Annotated in this window: 24 protein-coding genes; 14 read left to right on the forward strand and 10 right to left on the reverse strand. The window is 65.0% G+C overall.

Going from position 1 to position 21294, the window contains the following annotated elements; all coding sequences use genetic code 11:
* The first annotated feature begins 10 nt into the window (after positions 1–10).
* The 3 genes from ASE82_RS14960 to ASE82_RS14970 all read left to right on the forward strand — a co-directional run bounded on the left by ASE82_RS14960 (position 11) and on the right by ASE82_RS14970 (position 2090).
* Positions 11–709 carry a 50S ribosomal protein L25/general stress protein Ctc gene (locus tag ASE82_RS14960; protein WP_056065030.1) on the forward strand — a complete coding sequence of 233 codons (699 nt, stop codon included), beginning with the start codon at positions 11–13 and terminating at the stop codon, positions 707–709.
* 209 nt (positions 710–918) lie between these two features.
* The gene (gene pth / locus ASE82_RS14965) at positions 919–1488 is read left to right on the forward strand and encodes an aminoacyl-tRNA hydrolase (protein WP_056065032.1); all 570 of its coding nucleotides are present in this window, start codon (positions 919–921) and stop codon (positions 1486–1488) included.
* Positions 1485–2090, forward strand: coding sequence for a TIGR02466 family protein (locus tag ASE82_RS14970; protein ID WP_056065034.1), 606 nt, complete (start codon positions 1485–1487; stop codon positions 2088–2090). The genes pth and ASE82_RS14970 overlap by 4 nt, the downstream gene beginning before the upstream one ends.
* 308 nt (positions 2091–2398) lie before the next feature.
* Here ASE82_RS14970 and ASE82_RS14975 read toward each other — a convergent pair whose 3' ends face one another.
* Positions 2399–3463, reverse strand: a complete 1065-nt coding sequence (locus ASE82_RS14975) for an NAD(P)-dependent alcohol dehydrogenase (protein WP_056065036.1) — start codon at positions 3461–3463, stop codon at positions 2399–2401.
* A 342-nt stretch (positions 3464–3805) separates the two neighbouring features.
* Here ASE82_RS14975 and ychF point away from each other — a divergent pair, with 342 nt between their 5' ends.
* Complete coding sequence (ychF, locus tag ASE82_RS14980) at positions 3806–4903, forward strand: redox-regulated ATPase YchF (RefSeq protein ID WP_056065037.1); 1098 nt, start codon at positions 3806–3808, stop codon at positions 4901–4903.
* Positions 4904–4925: 22 nt separating this feature from the next.
* Here the strand turns inward: ychF and ASE82_RS20140 are convergent, their stop codons facing one another.
* Positions 4926–5327 (reverse strand): excalibur calcium-binding domain-containing protein, encoded by a 402-nt coding sequence (locus ASE82_RS20140; RefSeq protein WP_156348918.1) that lies wholly within the window; start codon positions 5325–5327, stop codon positions 4926–4928.
* Positions 5328–5868: 541 nt separating this feature from the next.
* Complete coding sequence (locus tag ASE82_RS14990; protein ID WP_056065039.1) at positions 5869–6108, reverse strand: hypothetical protein; 240 nt, start codon at positions 6106–6108, stop codon at positions 5869–5871.
* 123 nt (positions 6109–6231) lie between these two features.
* On the opposite strand from ASE82_RS14990, the gene ASE82_RS14995 reads away from it, so the two are divergent.
* The 4 genes from ASE82_RS14995 (at position 6232) to ASE82_RS15010 (ending at position 10318) form a co-directional block, all read left to right on the forward strand.
* Positions 6232–6573 carry a hypothetical protein gene (locus ASE82_RS14995; protein WP_056065042.1) on the forward strand — a complete coding sequence of 114 codons (342 nt, stop codon included), beginning with the start codon at positions 6232–6234 and terminating at the stop codon, positions 6571–6573.
* Positions 6574–6624: 51 nt separating this feature from the next.
* Complete coding sequence (locus tag ASE82_RS15000) at positions 6625–8262, forward strand: hypothetical protein (protein WP_235524737.1); 1638 nt, start codon at positions 6625–6627, stop codon at positions 8260–8262.
* Between the two features lie 272 nt (positions 8263–8534).
* Entirely contained in the window at positions 8535–9845 is a 1311-nt protein-coding gene (locus ASE82_RS15005; protein ID WP_443025114.1) for an alkaline phosphatase family protein, read from the forward strand.
* Between the two features lie 11 nt (positions 9846–9856).
* Complete coding sequence (locus ASE82_RS15010) at positions 9857–10318, forward strand: MaoC family dehydratase (RefSeq protein ID WP_056065048.1); 462 nt, start codon at positions 9857–9859, stop codon at positions 10316–10318.
* Positions 10319–10603: 285 nt separating this feature from the next.
* Here ASE82_RS15010 and ASE82_RS15015 read toward each other — a convergent pair whose 3' ends face one another.
* From ASE82_RS15015 to petA, 5 genes are all read right to left on the reverse strand, one after another.
* The gene (locus ASE82_RS15015) at positions 10604–11335 is read right to left on the reverse strand and encodes a hypothetical protein (protein WP_056065050.1); all 732 of its coding nucleotides are present in this window, start codon (positions 11333–11335) and stop codon (positions 10604–10606) included.
* Positions 11336–11588: 253 nt separating this feature from the next.
* Positions 11589–12137: an adenine phosphoribosyltransferase gene (locus ASE82_RS15020; RefSeq protein ID WP_056065053.1), complete on the reverse strand. Its 549-nt coding sequence runs from the start codon at positions 12135–12137 to the stop codon at positions 11589–11591.
* A 146-nt stretch (positions 12138–12283) separates the two neighbouring features.
* A complete protein-coding gene (locus tag ASE82_RS15025; protein ID WP_056065055.1) occupies positions 12284–13126 on the reverse strand; it encodes a cytochrome c1 in 843 nt (280 codons plus the stop codon).
* 21 nt (positions 13127–13147) lie between these two features.
* The gene (locus ASE82_RS15030) at positions 13148–14479 is read right to left on the reverse strand and encodes a cytochrome b (protein ID WP_056065057.1); all 1332 of its coding nucleotides are present in this window, start codon (positions 14477–14479) and stop codon (positions 13148–13150) included.
* Between the two features lie 10 nt (positions 14480–14489).
* Positions 14490–15056, reverse strand: coding sequence for a ubiquinol-cytochrome c reductase iron-sulfur subunit (gene petA, locus ASE82_RS15035; protein WP_056065465.1), 567 nt, complete (start codon positions 15054–15056; stop codon positions 14490–14492).
* A gap of 203 nt (positions 15057–15259) precedes the next feature.
* On the opposite strand from petA, the gene ASE82_RS15040 reads away from it, so the two are divergent.
* The 3 genes from ASE82_RS15040 (at position 15260) to ASE82_RS15050 (ending at position 17331) form a co-directional block, all read left to right on the forward strand.
* Positions 15260–15709 carry a tRNA (cytidine(34)-2'-O)-methyltransferase gene (locus ASE82_RS15040; RefSeq protein ID WP_056065058.1) on the forward strand — a complete coding sequence of 150 codons (450 nt, stop codon included), beginning with the start codon at positions 15260–15262 and terminating at the stop codon, positions 15707–15709.
* A 175-nt stretch (positions 15710–15884) separates the two neighbouring features.
* Positions 15885–16727: an oxygen-dependent coproporphyrinogen oxidase gene (hemF, locus tag ASE82_RS15045; protein WP_056065061.1), complete on the forward strand. Its 843-nt coding sequence runs from the start codon at positions 15885–15887 to the stop codon at positions 16725–16727.
* 4 nt (positions 16728–16731) lie between these two features.
* Positions 16732–17331 (forward strand): GNAT family N-acetyltransferase, encoded by a 600-nt coding sequence (locus tag ASE82_RS15050; protein ID WP_056065063.1) that lies wholly within the window; start codon positions 16732–16734, stop codon positions 17329–17331.
* A 181-nt stretch (positions 17332–17512) separates the two neighbouring features.
* Here the strand turns inward: ASE82_RS15050 and ASE82_RS15055 are convergent, their stop codons facing one another.
* On the reverse strand, positions 17513–18253 hold the full coding sequence (locus tag ASE82_RS15055) for a hypothetical protein (RefSeq protein WP_056065065.1): 741 nt from the start codon (positions 18251–18253) through the stop codon (positions 17513–17515).
* The gene (locus ASE82_RS15060) at positions 18250–19110 is read right to left on the reverse strand and encodes a hypothetical protein (RefSeq protein WP_056065067.1); all 861 of its coding nucleotides are present in this window, start codon (positions 19108–19110) and stop codon (positions 18250–18252) included. The genes ASE82_RS15055 and ASE82_RS15060 overlap by 4 nt, the downstream gene beginning before the upstream one ends.
* Before the next feature lie 118 nt (positions 19111–19228).
* Here ASE82_RS15060 and lipB point away from each other — a divergent pair, with 118 nt between their 5' ends.
* The 3 genes from lipB (at position 19229) to ASE82_RS15075 (ending at position 21251) form a co-directional block, all read left to right on the forward strand.
* Positions 19229–19882: a lipoyl(octanoyl) transferase LipB gene (gene lipB / locus ASE82_RS15065; protein WP_056065467.1), complete on the forward strand. Its 654-nt coding sequence runs from the start codon at positions 19229–19231 to the stop codon at positions 19880–19882.
* 103 nt (positions 19883–19985) lie between these two features.
* Positions 19986–20267 (forward strand): hypothetical protein, encoded by a 282-nt coding sequence (locus ASE82_RS15070; protein ID WP_056065069.1) that lies wholly within the window; start codon positions 19986–19988, stop codon positions 20265–20267.
* Positions 20268–20540: 273 nt separating this feature from the next.
* Complete coding sequence (locus ASE82_RS15075; protein WP_056065070.1) at positions 20541–21251, forward strand: hypothetical protein; 711 nt, start codon at positions 20541–20543, stop codon at positions 21249–21251.
* The last annotated feature ends 43 nt before the right edge of the window (positions 21252–21294 follow it).

Below are 21294 nucleotides of genomic sequence, written 5' to 3' on the forward strand. Positions count from 1 at the left end.
GAGAATACAGATGAGCGACCAGTTGACGCTCGCAGCCGAGACGCGTGACCGGGTTGGCAAGGGAGCCTCCCGGGCGCTGCGTCGTGATGGCCGCGTGCCTGCCGTGATCTACGGCCTGAACCAGGAACCAACCTCGGTTCACCTCGAGGAAAAGGCGCTGATGAAGGCGCTGATGACCGGCCACTTCATGAATTCCGTGGTGATGGTCAACGGCGTGCGCACGCTTCCCAAGGACGTGTCGTTCCACCCGGTTTCGGATCGCCCGATCCATGTCGACTTCCTGCGCATCGGCGAGCATTCGACCGTGACGGTCGCGGTGCCGATCGTGTTCGCGGACGAGGACGACGCACCGGGCATCAAGAAGGGCAAGGGCGTCCTCAACATCACGCGCCATGAGATCGAGCTGGTCGTCGACGCTTCGGACATCCCGAGCGAGATCACGATTTCGCTCGCCGGTCTGGAGATCGGTGATTCGATCCACATCAGCGACGTGAAGCTGCCCAAGGGCGCGACGCCCGCGATCGACGACCGCGACTTCGCGATCGCCACGATCGTGCCGCCGACCGTGCCGACCGTCGAGGACGAAGAGCTCGAGGCTGAAGTCGCCGAAGCTCAGGCTGCCGAGGCTGCTTCGGACGAAGAACCGGTTGTTGAGCCGAACGACGACGACAACCACGACGACAAGATCACGCCGCAGAAGAAGGACTGAGGGTTCAGCCCTTCGTCTTAGGATGATCTGGCGGGCGGGAAAGCTAGGGCTTTCCCGCCCGTTTCGTTTTACGGGGCTTGCCCTGCCCTCCTGTTCCCTCGCGAACGCGGGGGTCCAGGATCAAGCAACGCCATCGCCCGTTACCCTGGGCTCCTGCGTCTGCGGGAGAACACGGTTAAGTGGCTGACGCGTCTTATGGAGAATCACACGTGCAGATCTGGGTGGGACTCGGCAATCCGGGAGCGCAATATGCGATGCACCGGCACAATGTCGGGTTCATGGTCGCCGACGCGATCGCCGAGGTGCACGGCTTCGGCGCGGTCAAGAAGCAGTTCCAGGGCTGGACGCAGGAGGGGCGGATCGGCGCGGAGAAGATCTTGCTGCTGAAGCCCGCGACCTTCATGAACGAGAGCGGCCGCGCGATCGGCGAAGCGCTGCGGTTCTACAAGCTTGGCGTCGAGGCGCTGACGGTGTTCCACGACGAACTCGACATTGCGCCGTTCCGCGTGAAGGTGAAGACCGGCGGCGGGACCGCGGGGCATAACGGGCTGCGCTCGACAGACCAGCATCTGGGACCGGAGTTTCGGCGCGTGCGGCTGGGGATCGGGCATCCGGGGCACAAGGATCGCGTGACAGGCTACGTGCTCGGGAATTATGCGAAAGCCGAGATCGAGCCGTTGTCCGACATGCTCGGCGCGGTCGCGGCGGAGGCCAAGTGGCTGGCGGAAGGCGACGACGTCCGCTTCATGAACGATGTCGCGTTGAGGATGCAGCCATGACCACCCGTTCCCTGTTTGCCACGCGGTTCTACGAGGCCGATCTCGGCGACGCCGATCTGGTCGAGGAACTGGAGGACGCGGCGCTCGAACTGGCGAAGGCGGATCGCGCGGGCGTCGCGTGGTCGAAGGCGCATGGGTATCGCGGGTATACCTCGTATGCGTCGCTGAACGACCTGCCGCTGCGCGATCCGCGGTTCGGGGATCTGGTGCGGCGGCTGAACAAGCACGTCGCGCAGTTCGCGAAGGATTGTGCGTTCGATCTGGGCGGGCGGAAGTTGAAGCTGGATAGTCTTTGGGTGAACGTCCTGAAGCCCGGTGGCGCGCATTCGGGGCATATTCATCCGCATAGCGTCGTGTCGGGGACGATGTACGTGGCGATTCCGGAGGGGGCTGGGGCGTTGAAGCTGGAGGATCCGCGGTTGCCTATGATGATGGCGGCGCCGACGCGGCTGGAGGATGCTGCGGAGAATCTGCGGACGTTTGTTTATGCCGAGCCTAAGCCGGGGAGTGTGTTTCTTTGGGAGAGCTGGTTGCGGCATGAGGTCGTGCCGAATGCCGCCAAGGGTGAGCGGATTAGTATTAGTTTTAATTATCGGTGGTGATGGGGGGCTGAGCCAGCTCGGCGTGCAAAGTACCACCCCGGCGCAGGCCGGGGCCCAATTGGGAAACGTTGCTAACGAAGGGCTGCGCTTCATCACGCTGGCCTTCCCACCTGGGCCCCGGCCTGCGCCGGGGTGGTAGTGTTTGGGGGAGCGTTCGGCACCTTCTTGCCCCCTCCCCTTTAGGGGAGGGTTGGGGTGGGGCTTGGCCGCATAGGTTAACCTTCGTGGCACTGCCCCACCCCGACCCTCCCCTGAAGGGGAGGGAGCAATGGGGGCGGCACCCGACGCGCACGCCGCGCCCTGCCCGATCAGGCCGTCTTCATCGTCGCCATGTCGATGACGAAGCGGTACTTCACGTCGCTCTTCACCATGCGCTGATACGAGGGTTCGATCTCGTCCATGCGGATCATCTCGATGTCCGATACCAGGCCGTGCTCATTGCAGAAATCGAGCATTTCCTGCGTCTCGGCGATGCCGCCGATCAGCGAGCCGGCGATCGCGCGGCGCTTGAAGATGAGGTTGCCGACCGAAGGCGACGGATGCGCGTGCTCGGGGACGCCGACCAGAGTCATCGTGCCGTCGCGCTTCAACAACGCGGTGAACGTGTCGAGGTTGTGGCTCGCCGCGACGGTGTTCAGGATGAAGTCGAAGCTGTTGGCGTGTTCGGCCATCGCGGCTTCGTCCTTCGACACGATCAGGTCTTTCGCACCGAGACGCTTGGCGTCGTCGCGCTTGTTCGGCGAGGTCGAGAACACATAGACCTCAGCACCCATCGCATTGGCGATCTTGACGCCCATGTGGCCGAGACCACCGAGACCGACGATGCCGACCTTCTGGCCGGGCCCGACCTTCCAGTGCTTGAGCGGCGAGTAGGTGGTGATGCCGGCGCACAGCAGTGGCGCGACCGCGGCGAGGTCGGCTTCGGGATGCGAGACCTTCAGCACGAAGCCCTCGTCGACGACGATCTTGTCCGAATAGCCGCCGAAGGTGTGGCCGCCGAGCACGGGATCGGGGCCGTTATAGGTGCCGACGAACCCGGTGGTCTCGCAATATTGCTCCTCGCCGTCCTTGCACGACGGGCACTCGCCGCAGCTGTCGACCATGCAGCCGACGCCGACGACATCGCCGACCTTGAACTTGGTGACGTCGCTGCCGACCGCGGTGACGTGGCCGACGATCTCGTGGCCAGGGACGCAGGGGTAGAGCGTGCCTTCCCACTCGCCCTTGGCGGTGTGGAGGTCGGAATGACAGACGCCGCAGAACGCGATGTCGATCGCGACGTCGGTCTTGCCGGGCTCGCGGCGCTCGAACGAGAACGGTGCGAGTGGGGTTTCGGGGGATTGCGCGGCGTAGCCGTGGGCGGTCGTGGTCATGGAGTTCCTAGTCTATCTCGAGCTGGGATCGGGATATAAGCGTCGACCATATGATAACTACCGACCGGTATGATTATTTTGCTGCACTGCGGCAATCGAGTGGGTCGATCACGCCCGCATCAAGCAGGGACGCCACCCCGGCGGAGGCCGGGGCCCAATTGGAAAGGTGGCAATAACGGGGTGCCGACCATCGTTAGCAACGTCCCCCAATTGGGCCCTGGCCTTCGCCGGGGTGGTGGCCTTAATCCGAGTGGCGTCCAACGATGCGCGCCTGCGTCCTTGCTGGCCTTCCTTCGCGCCCTGCCCTAAAGCGCCACCACATTCTTATACCAAGGGCATATCATGGGTTTTCGCTGCGGCATCGTGGGGCTGCCGAACGTCGGCAAGTCCACTCTCTTCAACGCGCTGACCGAGACGGCCGCGGCGCAGGCGGCGAACTATCCGTTCTGCACGATCGAGCCGAACGTCGGTAACGTCGGCGTGCCCGACAAGCGGCTCGACGCGCTCGCAAAGATCGCCGGATCGCAGAAGATCATCGAGACCCAGCTCGGCTTCGTCGACATCGCCGGCCTCGTGCGCGGCGCGTCGAAGGGCGAAGGGCTCGGCAACCAGTTCCTCGGCAACATCCGCGAGGTCGACGCGATCGTCCACGTGCTGCGCTGTTTCGAGGATGGCGACGTGACGCATGTCGACAACAAGGTCGATCCGATCGCCGACGCCGAGACGGTCGACACCGAGCTGATGCTGAGCGATCTCGAAAGCCTCGAGAAGCGCGTGCCGAACCTCGCCAAGAAGGGCATGCAGGGCGACAAGGAGGCCAAGATCGGTGCCGCCGTGCTGGGCCAGGCGCTCGAGCTGCTCCGCGAGGGCAAGCCCGCGCGGCTGACCGTGCCGAAGGACGAGGACGAGGCGCGCGTGTTCGCGCAGGCGCAGCTGCTGACCGCGAAGCCCGTGCTGTACGTGTGCAACGTCGACGAGGGCGATGCGGCGAACGGCAATGCGCTGTCGGCGCGGGTGTTCGCAAAGGCGAAGGCCGAGGGCGCCGAGGCGGTCGTCGTGTCGGCGGCGATCGAGGCGGAAATCGCGACGATGCCGGCCGAGGATCGCGGCGAGTTTCTCGGCGAACTGGGGCTGGAGGAGACCGGCCTCGCGCGCGTCATCACCGCGGGGTACAAGCTGCTGCACCTGCTGACGTTCTTCACGGTCGGCCCGAAGGAAGCGCGTGCCTGGACCGTCCACGAGGGCGCCACCGCACCGCAGGCCGCAGGCGAGATCCACGGCGATTTCGAAAAGGGCTTCATCCGCGCCGAGACGATCGCGTTCGACGACTTCATCGCGCTGGGTGGGGAATCGAAGGCACGTGAAGCGGGCAAATTGCGCGCGGAAGGCAAGGCGTACGTCGTGCACGACGGCGACGTGATGCACTTCCTGCATAGCTGAGGGTTCGGCGGCGGCGGGTAGCTCAGTGATAGTTTTCGCAGGCTATCCCGTCGCCATCGCCGTCCATGCCGGCACGATAGCCCGGCTGGCCACGATGGAGCGGCGCGGCCCCTGCCGCGCGTACTGCGCGACATCCGCTGTAGAAGACGGAGCTTTCCGTCCCGGAGCCGGTCGAACGGCGGTCCGGTGGCGATGATCCGTATGCCGGCCGAACGACGTTGTAGGGCTCGGCGTCTGCGACGCGTCGTGCAGGCGCGACGGCGTGTCGCCGCAGTACCGGCGGCGCGGCGATCGCCACATCGGGGACCGCCTTGGTATCGACGATAGCCGGGGCTGGAATCGATGTCGGCTCAGTGGCTTTCCAGACACCGGCAAACATCAATGTCGAGGCGATCGCCGTGACCGCGATAAAGGAACGCTCCATGACGCCACCGTACGGGCGTAGTGGTTTACGAATGTTTGTTGGGTTGCTGTTTTAGGGCAAGGCAAAGATGGTGAAAGACTTGATGTCGATGTTAACAAGATTGCAGACGTAGCTATCAGTCCTCGCACACCTCGCCTTCTACTGTGATTTTACCACCTTCGATCGTCGCGAAGCATCCGGGATTGTATCGTTCAGCTTGGCATAGCCCCTCTGCGGCTTCGCCGGCCGGTGGAATAGGTGTCTGCCGCGGTCCATCGACGCTTCTGAGACACTGACCTTGGCAATCCGCCTTGTCGGCACACACCTTTCCGCCATCGGCGTAGCGGAATTGACAGATTGGAAAGCCGAAAGCGCTGCGGCTTTCATATCCTCCTTGGCTTAGGCAGGTGCGGCTTTCCGACACATTCAGGCGCTTAGGCAAGCTGCTGCAACTTCCAGCAATTACGGTAACAAGTAGGGCCGCCATGGTTCGAGCGTAACGAAGTGAGCATATCGGCATGACCGAATGTTTCCCTACTGTGTCTATGACCGCAATTGAGCCCTAGCCGTTGGCCTTGGTATGATCAGGCAATGCCAGTGGTCGTCTTGCGGCCTTGCGGCCGGCAGCGACGACTATGACTGCGCTGGACAGGAGGATGCTGGATACGAGGGCGCCGACCGACAGCAGGCCGGCGGTGGTCATCGAGGCGTCGAGGGTCGTGCGCTTGCCGATCCTGATCGAGACTTTGGCGGCGGGGGTGCTCGGGGTTTTGGTTCGTTCGGGGTGCGTTGGGGTCTTCATGGGTCGAGGCTGAACCTTTCGCGGCTCGCGGGCAAGTCGGCGATTGGCGCGACCGTGGCTTTCCCGGGTTCGAGGAAATACTGCGCGGTTGTCGCGGGTCGTGCGCGGGGTTAGACCGGCGGCATGCTCGCGCGCCTGATCCTGGCTTTGCTCCTTGCAGCGTTTGCGTTTCCTGCGGTGGCGCCGGCGGCGTGTCATGACGCGTCTGCTTCGCGGGGAAGTGACGTCGTCATGGACATGGCGGCGATGGGCGGGACGCCGGCAGCTATGCCGGATCACGAGGCGCCCGACCGGAAGGCTACGCCGCTGCATGGGTGCATCGGGTGCGTGCCGCCTTCGAACTGGAATGCCGCTCGGGTGCTCGGCGTGGCGTTGCGGGAGCCGGTTATGGTGACCGAGCGCGTGGCGGTGCTGGATCTTGGGGCGGGCGTCGCGCCGGCTTTGCGGCCTCCGCGGAAGGCTTGATCGTCGGGTGCTAAGGCGCCCAGATTTTCAGGCTTTTCCAAGGATATACTTATGACTCGATCGAGGTTTCTCGCGGCTGGGGCCGTGAGGGCGATGCTGCTTGCGGGCGGTGTCGTGGCGGCGGTGTTGCCGGTTGCTGCGGTGGCGCAACATTCCATGTCTATGCCGGGCATGACGATGCCGGATGCGGCTTCCGCGAAGACGGTGAAGAAGGCCAAGTCGCGGCCGGTGTCTAAGCGTTCGGCTACTCCGGCGGTTCAACCGTCGCGGTCTGGGGGTGCCGTTGATCATTCGATGATGGATCATTCAGCGATGGGCCACCCCGCTCCGGTTGTTCCTCCGACTCCAACCACGCCGTCCGCGATGCCCGAGGCTATGCCCGGCATGGACCATGCGCAGATGGACCATTCCGCGATGCCTGGCATGGCGATGAATCATGGCGCGATGGGGCATGCGATGATCGCCGACCCCGCCTATCGCGCGGCGTCCGATGCGGCGGTGGCGAAGATGCCGGCGGGTTCGGCGATGGCGGGGATGGCGATGGGGACTTCCGCCGGGTTCTACAGCCAGGGTAGCGGGACGTCGCGGCTGCCGGCGGCCGAGGGGCCGATGCGCGGGTATATGGCGCAGGTCGGCGAATGGATGCTGATGGCGCATGGCTATGCGTGGGGCGTCGCGACCGACCAGGGCGGCCCGCGCGGGAAGAGCGAGGCGTTCGTGCAGTCGATGGCGATGCTGATGGCGGATCGCGACCTGGGCGACCGGTTCCATATCCAGCTGCGGACGATGAACAGCCTCGAGCCGCTGATGGGCGCGCGGGGCTATACGAACTTGTTTGCGACGGGTGAGCTGGCGAACGACCGGCCGCTGGTCGATCGCCAGCATCCGCACGACCTGTTCATGGAGTTGGCCGCGAAGGTCGATTACCGGCTGGGGAACGGCGCGAGCGTGTTCCTGTACGGCGGACCGGTCGGCGAGCCGGCGCTGGGGCCGAGCGCGTTCATGCACCGGGGGTCGGCGCGGTATCAGCCGATGTCGCCGATCACGCATCACTGGTTCGATTCGACGCACATCACCTACGGCGTGGTGACGGCGGGGTATGCGACGCCCGCGTTCCAGCTCGAGGCGTCGGCGTTCAAGGGGCGCGAGCCGGACGAGCATCGCTGGAATATCGAGACGCCGCGGCTCGATTCGTGGAGCGTGCGGGGGACGTGGACGCCGTCGCCGTTCTGGGCGGTGCAGGTCAGCCATGGTCGGCTGAAGGAGCCCGAGGCGCAGCATCCGGGCGAGGACGAGAACCGCTCGACCGCCAGCGTGCAATATGCGCGGGGCGGGCTGGCGGCGACGTTTGCGTATAGTCTCAAGGACCGGGTGCCGGGGGAGAAGCTGAGCGCGTTCCTGGCGGAGGCGACGTATGAACTTTCGGCGCGGCATGCGGTGTTTGGCAGGGTCGAGAACGTGGCGAACGACGAGCTTTTTCCGGACGAGGGCGATCCGCTGCACGATCGGAAGTTCCGGGTTACGAAGGCTGAGGTCGGGTATGCCTACCGGGTGCCGATCGTGGGGCCGCTTGGGTTGGCGCTCGGGGGGACGGTGGCGGCGTATGCCAAGCCGGCGGCGCTGGAGGCGGCGTATGGGAAGACGCCGGTGAGTTGGACGTTGTTCAGCAAGCTGGCGGTGGGGCTGTAGACGACCCGTGCTGAGTCTTGCGGGTGGCCACCTCACCTGTACGTCTCGGCACCTCCTTTACCCCCCGACGGAGGCCGGGGTCCAGTTGGGTAGGTGGGAGTAACGGCGCGCAACGCCTCTCAGCTACGTTCCCCAACTGGGCCCCGGCCTTCGCCGGGGTGGTGCTGCCCGTTGGGCGACCGGTACCCCCGCGCAAACGGTCGCTTTCTCTCGTCGTTCGTGCCGAGTAGGGATCGCGCGAATTCGCCACTTGGTCGGGACGAACGGTTATGATGAAGAACGCGCTGGCTCTCCTCGGTTCTGCACTCGGGCTGACGCTCGCTGGGTGTGCCTATCCGTATACGCCCCCTGCCCTTGCGCCGATTACTGCACCTGCTCCGACCACGATGGCGGCGGCTGCGATGCCGGGCGAGACTCGGGCGCCGGTCACGATTCTCGTGTCGATCGACGGATTTCGGCCGGATTATCTCGACCGGGGGGTGACGCCCAATCTCAACCGGCTGCGCGCCGGCGGGGTGTTCGCGAGCATGCGGCCGTCGTTTCCTAGCATTACCTTTCCCAATCACTGGACGCTGGTGACCGGTCTGCGGCCCGATCGCAGCGGGATCGTTGGAAACAGGATGGAGGACCCGGCGCGGCCGGGGGAGACGTTCACCATGGCGACGGACGATCCGTTCTGGTGGAGCGAGAGTTCACCGATCTGGGTCGATGCGGAGAAGGCCGGGATCCGGACCGCGACGATGTTCTGGCCGGGCGCGAACGTTGCCGTCGGCGGCAAGGTGAAGCCCGACAGCCATGGCGCGATCGACGGCGGTACGCGGCCGGAGGATTGGCAGCAGTTCAACCAGCAGGTGTCGGGGACGCAGCGCGTCAACGCGGTGCTCGACTGGATGCGGCGGCCGGCCGCGATCCGGCCTAAACTGGTGACGTTGTATTTTGATACGGTCGACAGCGCGGGTCATGCGGGTGGGCCGGACAGTGCTGGGGTGACGCAGGCGGTGGCGGATGTCGATGCGAGCATCGGCGCGCTGGTCGACGGGCTTGCCGCGCTGGGGCAGCGGGCGAACCTGGTGATCGTCGCGGATCACGGCATGGCGGCGACTAGCAGCACGCGGGTCGTGGCGCTGGATGCGATCGCGGACAAGGCGGATTATCGCACCGTCGAGACGGGGCCGTACGCGACCCTGTTCGCGGTGCCGGGGCATGAGGCTGCGCTGGAGGCACGGTTGCTGACCCGCCACGATCATCTGCAATGCTGGCGGAAGGGGGAGATCCCGGCGCGGTTCCATTATGGACGCAACCCGCGTGTGCCGAGCTATCTGTGCCTCGCCGATGTCGGCTGGCGGGTCGATCCGAGCGCGCCGACCAAGGCCTCGGTCGGCGGGATGCACGGCTATGACAATATGGCGCCGGAGATGCGCGCGCTGTTCATCGCCAACGGGCCGGCGTTTGCGCGCGGCAAGACGATTGCGAGCTTCGACAACGTCGCGATCGAACCTTTGCTGCGCGATCTGATCGGGTTGCCGGCCGAAGCGGGGCTGGACGGCACCGACGCACCCTTCCAGAAGGTGCTGCAACGATAAGAGGAGAGGCTATGCAGTATTTCGAGGATATCGAGGTCGGTCGGACCGCGTCGTTCGGTTCCTACGCGGTCACGCGCGAGGAGGTGATGGACTTCGCCGCGAAATACGATCCGCAGCCGTTTCATCTGTCCGACGAGGCGGCCGCGCAGACGCATTTCGGGCGGTTGTCGGCGAGCGGCTGGCATACGTGCGCGATGGTGATGTCTATGGTGGTCGCGAACCTGAAGGAGAACCAGCAGGCTGGGCTCGGGTCGCCTGGGATCGACGAGTTGAAGTGGGTGAAGCCGGTGTATCCGGGGGACACCCTGCGCTGCGAGACCGAGATCCTGGAGAAACGCGTATCGGCGAGTCGGCCGGAAATGGGGATCTTCAAGAGCCGGATGCGGGTGTTCAATCAGGACGACGTGATGGTGATGACGTTCGTGTCTAATGGGCTAGTTGCGACGCGCCCGTCGGATGCCAACGACGGCTGATTACCGAGCTGTTGCCCGGATGGGCGGCTGACGGAATTGACGATGCAGTAATTATTTACGCGAAAGCGCTAAGCCGTCCTGAGCTTCGCCGAACGAGCGCGAAGATAGTGTTTGTTCGCGCAGAGGCGCGGAGGCGCAGAGAGATATTAGATGGCAGAGCGTTGGGTAAGCTTCGCTGCCACCGCGAAGGCTCGCCCACTCGTACTAAATTACTCTCTGCGCCTCTGCACCTCTGCGCGAACAAACCTTCTGTTCGCGCCTTCGCGTGAACCAAATCTGCTCTAGTTACTGCGCCGGACGACCGCCGCCTCGGTTGCCACCGCCCTGACGTCTGCCACCAAAGCGCTGTCCGCCGCCGAAACGCTGGCCACCGCCGCCGCGATTGCCTCGGAATGCGCCGTCGCCGCGATTGCCGCGGAAACCGCCTTGCGCTTGTGGCTGTTGTGGGTTGGCTACCTGACCCGGCTGCGGAGGCTGGCCGGGTTGACCGAATTGGTCGCGACCGGGACCACGGCCGCGATCGTCGCCGCGGCCGGGACGGCCGTTGCCGAATTGACCCTGACCGGGCGTGCCGGGATTATTCTGATAGCCCGGACGGTTGCCGCGCCAGCCGCCGTCCCGGCCGCCATTGCCTCGGTTGCCAAAGCCGCCCCAATTGCCACGGCCACCGTCGTTGCGGTTGCCGCGATATTGCTGGCGGCCCTGCCAGTAGCGCTGCTGGTTGCCGTTCCAGCGGTGTGGGCGGCGGTAGCGGTCGTAAACGTACACGCCCGAACCGGGATAATAATAATCGCCGCTCCAGCCGTAATAGGAGTTCAGGCCGCCGTAACCAGCGAAGCCATCATAGCCGCCGCCGTAGCCTGCGCCATAATAGCCATCGCCGTAGCCACCGCCGTAATAGGGGTCGCTGGCATAACCGACGCCTACGCCGCCATAGCCGTAACCGTCGGTGCAGCCTGCGACGCCTAGTCCGAGACCCAGGGCTAGGCCGATAATGCCGAAGCGCTTCATAAACATGGAGGTTCTCCCGTACGTGGAGAGCGGACACAACGCGCCGCCATTCATCGCACAACGGAGTCGTTATGTCGCAAGTTCCATGAATGGGGTCTGACGGGTTTGGGGGCTGGCGCAGCGCCTGTGCGCACGGGGGCGCTCTCTCCTTACTGTTCCCTCGCGTACGCGGGGGTCCAGGGTAGCGGTGCGCTACGGTATTTAGCTGGGCCCCCGCGTCCGCGGGGGAACGGCTATGGGGGTCATGTCCTCCGGGCGGTCAGTGGCCGGGGAAGTGGATCAGGGCGGTTGCTTCGATGCCGTCTGTGCGCAGTGCTTCCGCGCCGCCCAGGTCGGGGAGGTCGACGAGGAACTGCGCCTGCGTGACCACCGCGCCGGCTTTGTGGAGGAGGCGGACGGCGGCGCGGGCGGTGCCGCCGGTGGCGATCAGGTCGTCGACCAGCAGGACGCGCGCGCCGGGGGCGAAGGCGTCGGCATGGATCGCGATGCGGTCGGTGCCGTATTCGAGCGCATAGTCCTCGGCGATGGTGGCGCCGGGGAGCTTGCCGTCCTTGCGGATCAGCAGGACGCCGGCCTTGAGTGGCGCAGCGAGCGCGGCGGCGAACAGGAAGCCGCGGGCTTCGATGCCAGCGACCAGATCGACCGGGCCGGAGACTGCCGCGACCATCCGCTCGATCGCGGTCGCCCAACCTTGCGGGTCGAGCAGTAAAGTCGTGATGTCGCGGAACTGGATGCCGGGCTTGGGGAAGTCCGGGATGGTGCGGATCAGGGCCTTCAGATCGGCGTTGCGCGCGTCGGTATCGGACATGGGCGTTCCTTCTTTCCGCGCGGGGGCGGCGGACGTGCCGACACGCTGTGTTGCGCGACGGCCAAAACAAAAGCGGCGGATCAGGCTTGTCGCCCGTCCGCCGCTCCCTCTATCCGTGCGCCCTTACCGCGGGAGCCGGGCCGTCATCAATGCTTAACGTCGCGCCAGACGTTCTGGTAGGCGCCCCAGGCCAGGCCGCAGAAGATCAGGATGAAGATGATCGACGCGAACCCGGCGGCATGGCGCGCCTCGAGGTTAGGCTCGGCGGTCCAGGTCAGGAACGCGGACACATCGGTCGACATCTGCTCCTTCGTTGCCTTGGTCCCGTCCGCATAGGCGACCTGGCCATCCGACGTCAGCGGCGGCGGCATCGCGATGTTGAGGTTCGCGAAATACGGATTGTAGTGAAGCCCGGTCGGCGTCTTGATGTCCGGGAACTCCTTCAGCAGCGCGGCGGGCTGCGTCGTGTAGCCGGTCAGCAGCGAATGGACATAGGCGGTGCCGTCCTCGCGTGCCTTGGTGATCAGCGAGAGATCGGGCGGCAACGCGTTGTTGTTCGCGGCGCGGGCGGCGATCTCGTTGGCGAACGGCGACGGGAAGTGATCCGACGGGATATTCTTGCGCGTCGCGGGCTCACCGGTTTCCGGGTTGATCGAGGGCTGCTCGATCACCCACTGGTTGGCGATCGCCTTAACCTCGGGGTCGGTATAGCCGATCTTGGTCAGGTCGCGAAACGACACCAGCCGCAGCGAGTGGCAGGCCGAGCAGACCTCCTTGTAGACCTGGAACCCGCGCTGGAGCTGGCGACGGTCGAACTTGCCGAACACGCCGTTGGAGGCGAGCTCGAGTTCCTTGGGGTGCTTGTGCGCGACGCTTTCCGCGGTCGGCGCGACGGGATCGGTGATGACCCCCGCCACGCTGCCGAAGAGCGCGATGCCGAGCACCAGCACGAAGGCCGCGCCGACGATGGATGCGATGAGACGAACCATGTGTGTGTCCTCGAGTTCGTATCAGTGCGCGGCGTGCGGCGCGGAGGGCGCACCATGCGACGTGGGCGCCGTCGACAGCGCGGTGTGGGCCGGGCTGGTGCCGCCATGCTTGTTCAGCACGGCCTCGGTGATCGAGTTGGGCAGCGGCCGCGGACGCTCAGAGCGCGAGATGAGCGGCAGGATGATCAGGAAATGCGCGAAGTAATAGGCCGCGCAGATCTGGCTGAGGATCACGTAGAACGCGTTGGCCGGTGCGCCACCGCAATAGCCGAGCACGAAGATGTCCGCGACCAGCACCCAGAACGCGATCCGCGCCTTGGGACGATAGTTCATCGAGCGAACCGGCGAGCTGTCCAGCCAGGGCAGGAAGAACAGCAGCAGGATCGAGCCGAACATCGCCAGCACGCCCCACAACTTGGCCGGCAGGATGAAGTCCGCGGTGAAGGCGCGCAGGATCGCGTAAAACGGCCAGAAATACCATTCGGGGACGATGTGCGCGGGCGTCGAGAGCGGGTTCGCCGGGATATAATTGTCCGGGTGGCCGAGATAGTTCGGGAAGAAGAACAGCAGGCCGGCGAAGATCAGCATGAAGATGCCGAGCCCGAAGCCGTCCTTGGCCGTGTAATAGGGGTGGAACGGGACGGTGTCCTGCTCGCCCTTCACGTCGACGCCGGTCGGGTTGTTCGAGCCGGGGATGTGCAGCGCCCAGATGTGCAGGATGATGACGCCCGCGATCACGAACGGCAGCAGGTAATGCAGCGAGAAGAAGCGGTTGAGCGCGGCGTTGTCCGGCGCGAATCCGCCGAGCAGCCAGATGCGGATGGTGTCGCCGACTAATGGAATCGCCGAGAAGAAACCGGTGATGACCTGTGCGCCCCAGAAGCTCATCTGGCCCCATGGAAGGACGTAGCCCATGAACGCGGTCGCCATCATCAGCAGGAAGATGACCACGCCGAGCAGCCACACCATCTCGCGTGGCGCCTTGTACGAGCCGTAATAGAGCCCGCGGAAGATGTGCGTGTAGACGACGATGAAGAACATCGAGGCGCCGTTCGCATGGGCGTAGCGCAGGAACCAGCCCGCGTTGACGTCGCGCATGATGCTCTCGACCGAGTCGAACGCGACCGCGCCGTTGGCGGCGTAATGCATCGCCAGGACGATGCCGGTGACGATCTGGATCGCCAGCGCGGCGCCGGCGAGCACGCCGAAGTTCCAGAAATAGTTGAGGTTGCGCGGGACGGGATAGCCACCGCCGAGTGAATTATAGACGAGCCGGGGAACGGGAAGCCGCTCATCCAGCCACCGCGTTAGCGGCAGCTTCGGTTCGTATTGCTTGGCCCAGGGAAAGCTCATGTCGTTTTCCTCAGCCTACCGTGACGACGGTGTCGGAGTTGAAGGCATAGTCCGGAACGTGGAGGTTCGACGGAGCGGGGCCTTTGCGGATGCGTGCGGCGGTGTCGTAGGCCGAGCCGTGGCACGGGCAGAAATAGCCGCCGAACGGACCCTTGTTCTCGCCCTCACCGGCGCCGAGCGGGACGCAGCCGAGATGCGTGCAGACGCCCAGCGTGATCAGCCAGTTCTTCTTGCCGGCCTTGGTGCGCTGTTCGAGCGTCTGCGGATCGCGCAACGTCGAGATGTCGACCGCGTCGGCTTCCGAGATTTCCTTCGGCGTCAGGTTGCGCACGAACAGAGGCTGCTTGCGGAACGAGGTCTTGATCGCCTGGCCGGGGAGGATCTTCGACAAGTCGATCTCGGTGGTCGACTGTGCGAGCACGTCGGCCGAGGGGTTCATCTGGTTGATCAGCGGCAGGACGATCGCGACCGCACCGACGCCGGCGAACGAGACGGCTGCAATATTGATGAAATCACGGCGGCGAGAATCATGGGCCTCTTCGTGAAACGGCTCTGGCGATTCGCCGGGGGGAACCATGTCGTCGACTGTCGCCATTCATCTCGCCCTTGCACGTTATTTTTTTCGTGGCCTGGCGGGGCTTCCGGTTTCGACGAACCGTTGCCCACCCTGCCCGACCGTCCCCACGGAGGCTGGCCTTTGATAGACGGCGGGGTGCGGGTTTGCCAACTGCATTTTGCTTTGGGTTACCGTCCGGCCCTCTTCGCGCTAAGGGATCGGGCATGAGAATTGCCCTCTATCAGCCCGATATCGCCGGAAATGTCGGCGCGATCCTGCGGACCGCCGCGTGCATGGGGATCGGCGTCGACCTGATCGAACCGATGGGATTCACCTGGAGTGAGAAGGCCGTGGCGCGCTCGGGGATGGATTATGTCGGGGCGGTCGACGTGGTGCGGCATGTCGATTGGGACGCGTTTCTGGCGCAGGTGCGCGGGCGGATCGTGTTGCTGACGACGAAGGGCGCGGTGCGGCTGGATGTTGCCGAGTTTCGTAGCGACGACGTGTTGTTGATGGGGAGCGAGGGGACCGGGGTGCCTGAGGAGGTGCATGCGCGCGCCGACGTGCGGGTGCTGATCCCGATGCGGCCTGGGTTGCGGTCGATGAACATTTCCGTGGCGACGGGGATCGTCGCGGCGGAGGCGTTGCGGCAGACGGGCGGCTGGCCGAGCTGATCCTCCCCGCACGCGGGGAGGGGGACCGTGCGAAGCATGGTGGAGGGGGTTCACCGCGAACGTCCCGCTTCGCCATCACAACCGTAACGCTCGCGGAAATCCCCCTCCACCCTTCGGCCAAGTAGCCGAACGGTCCCCCTCCCCGTTCCGGGGAGGATTTGGTAGAGACCCGCGCATGACCGATCTCGACCCCCAGCAAGCCGCCGCCCGAACCTGGTTCGAATCCCTGCGCGATCGCATTTGCGCGGAGTTCGAGGCGATCGAGCGGGAGGCGGGTTCCGACGCGTCGTTCGAGTACACGCCGTGGGACCGGATCGATCCGTCGGGCGAGCCGGGCGGCGGCGGTGTTCGCGGCGTCATGAAGGGCAAGGTGTTCGAGAAGGTCGGCGTCAACGTCTCGACCGTCGGCGGGACGTTCGAGGGCGATTTCGCCAAGTCGATCCACGGGGCCGGCGAAGACCCCCGGTTTTTTGCGACCGGGATCAGCCTGGTCGCGCACATGACCAACCCGCACGTGCCCGCGGTGCACATGAACTGCCGCTTCCTCAACACCACCAAGCGCTGGTTCGGCGGCGGCGGCGATCTCAACCCGCCCTTGCCGATCGAGGAGGATACGGCCGACTTTCACGCGACGATGAAGGCGGCGTGCGACGCGCATGACCCGGCGCATTACGAGCAGTTCAGGGAGTGGGCGGAGACCTATTTCTACATCCCGCATCGGAAGGTGAGCCGCGGCGTCGGCGGGATTTTCTTCGATCATCTCGACGGCGATTTCGAGACCGACTTCGCGTTCACGCGCGATGTCGGCGAGGCGTTCCTAGATGCCTATCCGCGGATCGTGCGGCGGCGGATGGATACGCCCTTCGATGCGGCCCAAGAGGCGCAGATGCTCGAATGGCGCGGGCGCTATGCCGAGTTCAATCTCGTCTATGACCGGGGGACTTTGTTCGGGCTCAAGACGGGCGGCAACATCGACGCGATCCTGATGAGCCTGCCGCCGCGCGCTACGTGGTCGTGATCCAGTGGCGCTGATCCCGGTTGCCGACGACGTCCTCGCGACGATCGTCACGACATTGGAAATGCGCAAGCGACCGCCGCTGCGGCCGAGCCCGGGATCGCGGTTGCGGCTGGTGAAGTGGGAGCGGCCGACGCTGGAGAAATACCGCGCGCTGTTCCGGCGGGTGGGGAGCCCGTGGCTGTGGTTCTCGCGGCTGGTGATGGCGGACGATGCGCTGGCGGCGATCGTGCACGATCCGGGGATCGCGGTGTATGCGGTGCTCGATCCGGCGGGGATCGAGGTCGGGATGCTCGAACTCGACTTTCGCGGGGCGGGTGCGTGCGAGATTTCGTATTTCGGGTTGATCCCGGAGCTGGCGGGGCAAGGTCATGGGCGGTGGTTGATGGCCGAAGCTTGCGCGCGGGCCTGGGCGAAGGGGGTGGAGCGGGTCTGGCTGCATACCTGCACACTCGATCATCCGAGCGCGTTGGGGTTTTATCGGGCGCAGGGATTTGTGGCGGTGAAGCGGACGATCGAGACGTTTCCAGACCCGCGCGCGTCCGGGTTACTGCCGCCGGAGACGGCGCCGCAGATTCCGTATCTGGATAAGAAGCCTGAGGGCTAATGCACTCGGTCTCGTCGAACAGTTCGTCGCCAATCCGTTAGCCCATCTCTACCTCCCCGGCGGAGGCCGGGGTCCAGTTGGGGGACGTTGCTAACGAAGGTGCCGCGTCGTTACTGCGACCTCTCCAACTGGGCCCCGGCCTTCGCCGGGGAGGTGCTGTTCTATTAGACGGGCCGCCTCCTTACCGCGCCAAGCGGCGGTAGGCGGAGATCGCGATCAGGGCCATCGCTATACCCGCCGCCATGGCCGCCACCGCGGCGCCGGCATCGACGATCGCGAGTGCTACCGGGTTGGCCTGTCCGCCTTCGCGGAGGGCTCGGTCGGCCATCATGAACGGCGCGCCGACGAGCCAGCCGCTGATGTAGCTGAACGCGGCCAGCCCCATCAGCGGCAACCCCGACCCACGGCTGAGTACGAGACTGCGGCGGATCGCGGCCAGCGCGCCGAGCGGGGCTTCGGCGAACAGCGCCGGGCCGGTCAGCATCGTCCGACCGAGAATGTAGAGACCGGGGATCGCGTACAGCAACAGCCCCGCCCCCGCCGGCAGCGACACGATCACCATCGCCAGCAGGAACCGCGGGAAGATTCGCAGGCAGCGCGTCAGGCTGCCACGCAGGTCCAGCTGATCGCGATCGAGATACAGCGCGTAGAACAGCGACGTGCCAAAGAAGCTCATCACATAGGCGAGCAGATACCAGCCGCCATGCGCCGCCGCCCACGTCTGCACCGCATCGGCCCAGACCATCGCCTGCGCTTCGTTATTACCCGCCGCCGCGTCCGGCATCGGCGGGTCGGGAACGACCAGCGCGAGTGCGAATGCGGGCAGGAACAGGAACGGTGCGGCGATCCGCAGCAACAGGTCGCGGTCGCGCTTGAACAGCGTCCAGGCGTCGGTGAGGACGGTCGCGAAATCGAGCTTCATGGGACGGCGTGTTTCTCTCTGGTCGCGACATAGAGCTGCGCAGTGAAGACGGCGGCGAGCGCGGTGAAGGCGGTGGTGACGATCGAGCCCGCAACCCCGGCAAGGAAGGCCGCCGTTGCGACGGAATCCGCGCCTAGCACGAGTCGGAAGACGATACCCGTGACGGACTGCGCGGCGCCGGTCGCGACCAGCAGCACGATGCAGAACAGCACCAGGACGCCGATGATCCGCCACGTCATCCCCTTGGTCAGCTGGATCGACCGACGGATCGCCCCGACACCGAGGCGTTCGTTGAGAATGACCGGATTAAGCAGCACCAATCGCGCGCCGATCCATAGTAGTACGAGGAGATAGGCGAGACCGTAGAGCGCAGTGAAGCTGGCGGCACCGACGCTGGGCGGCGTCATCTGTGCGCTGGAGCCATTGGCGGCAGCGGCGAAGTCGAAACCGGACTGCACCAGAACGACGATCGGCGGCACCGCGAGCAGGAACGCGACGATCGTCAACAGGACGGTGATGCCAAGCGCCGGCAAGACGCGCGCGCTCCCTTGACGACGCGCAGACGCGGCATCGACCGCCGGATCGGTCGCGATCGCGACGATCGAGAGTTGCGCCCAGATCATCGCGACAAGCGCGCCGATCGTCAGGACTGCGCCGACCAGCATCGAAACCGGATTTGCGCGCGAAGTGAACGCGACGAATCCGTCCCGCACGACCGTCGGCAGCAACATGCCGAGCACCGCGATCCGCGCGATCATGCCGGTGCGCCCGTTGAGCACCTCGATCGTGCGATCCCAGACCGTTCCCATTTTCACGCGTGCGTTGACTATGCCCGTCGTCGCGCCTGTCGTCGCCATGCCTTTGCTCCCGCCATTCCCGTTCCTGCGCGGACTAGCCCAAGGTCCCGCGCTTGACCACATGGTTGAAACGCGCGTCGCGGTTGCAACTTGCGGCACGGGTGCGCAATTGGGTCCGGTGACCACCCCTCCCCTCTCCGATATCGAATGGCGGACCAACGCCGGCCTTACCCCCTATGCGGATGCGCTGGCCGAGATGGAGGCGCGCGCGGTCGCAGTCGGCACCGGTGACGCGCGCGAACTGCTGTGGATGCTCGAACATCCGCCGGTCTACACCGCGGGCACCAGCGCCGAGCCGGGCGACCTGATTGACGCACGCTTTCCGGTGATCTCGACCGGGCGAGGCGGGAAATACACCTATCATGGGCCGGGGCAGCGGATCGGCTATGTCGTGCTCGACCTGACCAAGCGCGGGCGTGACGTGCGGTGTTACGTCCATGCGCTCGAATCCTGGGTAATCGCAGCCTTGGGCGAACTCGGCGTCGAAGCGTTCGCAGTCGATGGCCGGGTCGGCATCTGGACGCTCGATCGGGGTCGCGAGGCCAAGATCGGGGCGATCGGCGTGCGGGTGAAGCGCTGGGTGACGCTCCACGGCTTCTCGGTCAACGTCGACCCGGACCTGTCGCACTTTGGTGGTATCGTGCCCTGCGGCCTGCCGGAATACGGCGTTACCAGCCTGCAATCGCTCGGCATTCCGGCCGACCTTGCAACTTTCGACGCGGCCCTGGCGTTGACGGCCGATGCTTTCCTTGAAACAGTTTCTTGTCCTTGAGAAAACGAGGCTTGAGGGCAAAGCGTTATCGGATTAATGTCCACTACGATTTGGGTATTAAGGGCGAGCAGCCAGCCAAATCCTCTATCTAGGGAGCTTCCACATGCGTGCACTCATTTCCAAGGTTCTGACCGGTTCGCTGATCGCCAGCGCAGCACTCGCTGTTTCGGCTTGCGGTCCCAAGACCGAGACCACGACCGACAACACGATGGTCACCGACATGAACGCCACTGAGGGCATGGACACGATGTCCGACAACATGACCGCAGTCGACGGCGCGTCGAACGGTGGCATGATGGCCAACGACACCATGATGGCGAACGACACGATGATGTCGAACGACACCATGATGACGAACAACGCGATGACCACCAACGCAATGTAATTTCCGCAAGGAAACTACGACGTTGTGTAGGGCCGCCCGGGCAACCGGGCGGCCCTTTTCGTTATCGGCGAAGTGCGGTGGTTTCGGCGATCGCAGCGCGTGCAGGGGCACCCCCACAGCTCCGTCGTCGAGCGATCGTTTCGGCGCCGACGAATTTCTGACGTTCCCACCCGGCAACGGCGTCGGACGACGGGTCGAAAAGGTTAAAATCGCTTGGGAGTTTCACGGAAACGCTTTAGATTCGATCACTTGGAACGCCCTGGGGAGGTTGGAATGAAGGTGTTGCGTACCGCGCTCGCGCTTTGCGTGGCGTCGAGCGGGCTCGCTGTGGCGCAGTCGGCGTCGGCGCAGTTCTTTTTACAGTCGCGCGATTTCTCGGGCGCAGCCGTCACCGGTGAGGAATCCGATCTTGGCCAAGCCCTGCCCGGCGCGACGTCGGCGGAGATGCGGGCGGCGCTGGTGTGGCACATGCGTGCGGCGCTCAACGTCGCGGCATTGCAGTGCCAGTTCGAACCGACGCTGTTGACCGTGCCGAACTATAATTCGATCCTGGCCGATCACGGCGACGAGTTGAAGGGGGCGTTCGACACGCTCACCAAATACTTCCTGCGCGTGAACAAGGCGGCGGGGCCTAGGGCGGGTCAGAGCGCGCTCGACCAGTTCGGGACGCGGACCTATTCGAGCTTTGCCACCGTGGCGGCGCAGTACGGTTTTTGCCAGACCGCAGGGTCGATCGGGCGCGATGCGGTGTTCGCACCGCGCGGGCATTTCTTCGAGGTCGCACTCGCCCGCTCGCGCGAGTTGCGCAACAGCCTGATCCCGTGGGGCGAGCAGCGCTTTCCCCGGTACATCGGTCGCGAGCGGGGGGCACCGATGATGATCCGCCTCGATCCGATCTGCTGGAACAAGAAGGGCGAATGGGTCGTGAAGAAGTGCGGCGCGCAGAACTGGCCGCCGGTCGGTTTGGGTATGGCGACTCGCTGAGAGGGCTGGCCGAGGGCTGAGTGATCTGGAAAAGTACCTCCCA

This window comes from Sphingomonas sp. Leaf230 (assembly GCF_001421745.1).
Classification (GTDB): domain Bacteria; phylum Pseudomonadota; class Alphaproteobacteria; order Sphingomonadales; family Sphingomonadaceae; genus Sphingomonas.

Coding starts and splice junctions, on each gene's coding strand:
- ASE82_RS14960 (WP_056065030.1), top strand. CDS start 11: ATGAGCGACCAGTTGACGCTCGCAGCCGAGACGCGTGACCGGGTTGGC.
- ASE82_RS14970 (WP_056065034.1), top strand. CDS start 1,485: ATGACCACCCGTTCCCTGTTTGCCACGCGGTTCTACGAGGCCGATCTC.
- ASE82_RS14975 (WP_056065036.1), bottom strand. CDS start 3,463: ATGACCACGACCGCCCACGGCTACGCCGCGCAATCCCCCGAAACCCCA.
- ychF (WP_056065037.1), top strand. CDS start 3,806: ATGGGTTTTCGCTGCGGCATCGTGGGGCTGCCGAACGTCGGCAAGTCC.
- ASE82_RS20140 (WP_156348918.1), bottom strand. CDS start 5,327: ATGGAGCGTTCCTTTATCGCGGTCACGGCGATCGCCTCGACATTGATG.
- ASE82_RS14990 (WP_056065039.1), bottom strand. CDS start 6,108: ATGAAGACCCCAACGCACCCCGAACGAACCAAAACCCCGAGCACCCCC.
- ASE82_RS14995 (WP_056065042.1), top strand. CDS start 6,232: ATGCTCGCGCGCCTGATCCTGGCTTTGCTCCTTGCAGCGTTTGCGTTT.
- ASE82_RS15000 (WP_235524737.1), top strand. CDS start 6,625: ATGACTCGATCGAGGTTTCTCGCGGCTGGGGCCGTGAGGGCGATGCTG.
- ASE82_RS15005 (WP_443025114.1), top strand. CDS start 8,535: ATGAAGAACGCGCTGGCTCTCCTCGGTTCTGCACTCGGGCTGACGCTC.
- ASE82_RS15010 (WP_056065048.1), top strand. CDS start 9,857: ATGCAGTATTTCGAGGATATCGAGGTCGGTCGGACCGCGTCGTTCGGT.
- ASE82_RS15015 (WP_056065050.1), bottom strand. CDS start 11,335: ATGTTTATGAAGCGCTTCGGCATTATCGGCCTAGCCCTGGGTCTCGGA.
- ASE82_RS15020 (WP_056065053.1), bottom strand. CDS start 12,137: ATGTCCGATACCGACGCGCGCAACGCCGATCTGAAGGCCCTGATCCGC.
- ASE82_RS15025 (WP_056065055.1), bottom strand. CDS start 13,126: ATGGTTCGTCTCATCGCATCCATCGTCGGCGCGGCCTTCGTGCTGGTG.
- ASE82_RS15030 (WP_056065057.1), bottom strand. CDS start 14,479: ATGAGCTTTCCCTGGGCCAAGCAATACGAACCGAAGCTGCCGCTAACG.
- petA (WP_056065465.1), bottom strand. CDS start 15,056: ATGGTTCCCCCCGGCGAATCGCCAGAGCCGTTTCACGAAGAGGCCCAT.
- ASE82_RS15040 (WP_056065058.1), top strand. CDS start 15,260: ATGAGAATTGCCCTCTATCAGCCCGATATCGCCGGAAATGTCGGCGCG.
- hemF (WP_056065061.1), top strand. CDS start 15,885: ATGACCGATCTCGACCCCCAGCAAGCCGCCGCCCGAACCTGGTTCGAA.
- ASE82_RS15055 (WP_056065065.1), bottom strand. CDS start 18,253: ATGAAGCTCGATTTCGCGACCGTCCTCACCGACGCCTGGACGCTGTTC.
- ASE82_RS15060 (WP_056065067.1), bottom strand. CDS start 19,110: ATGGCGACGACAGGCGCGACGACGGGCATAGTCAACGCACGCGTGAAA.
- ASE82_RS15070 (WP_056065069.1), top strand. CDS start 19,986: ATGCGTGCACTCATTTCCAAGGTTCTGACCGGTTCGCTGATCGCCAGC.
- ASE82_RS15075 (WP_056065070.1), top strand. CDS start 20,541: ATGAAGGTGTTGCGTACCGCGCTCGCGCTTTGCGTGGCGTCGAGCGGG.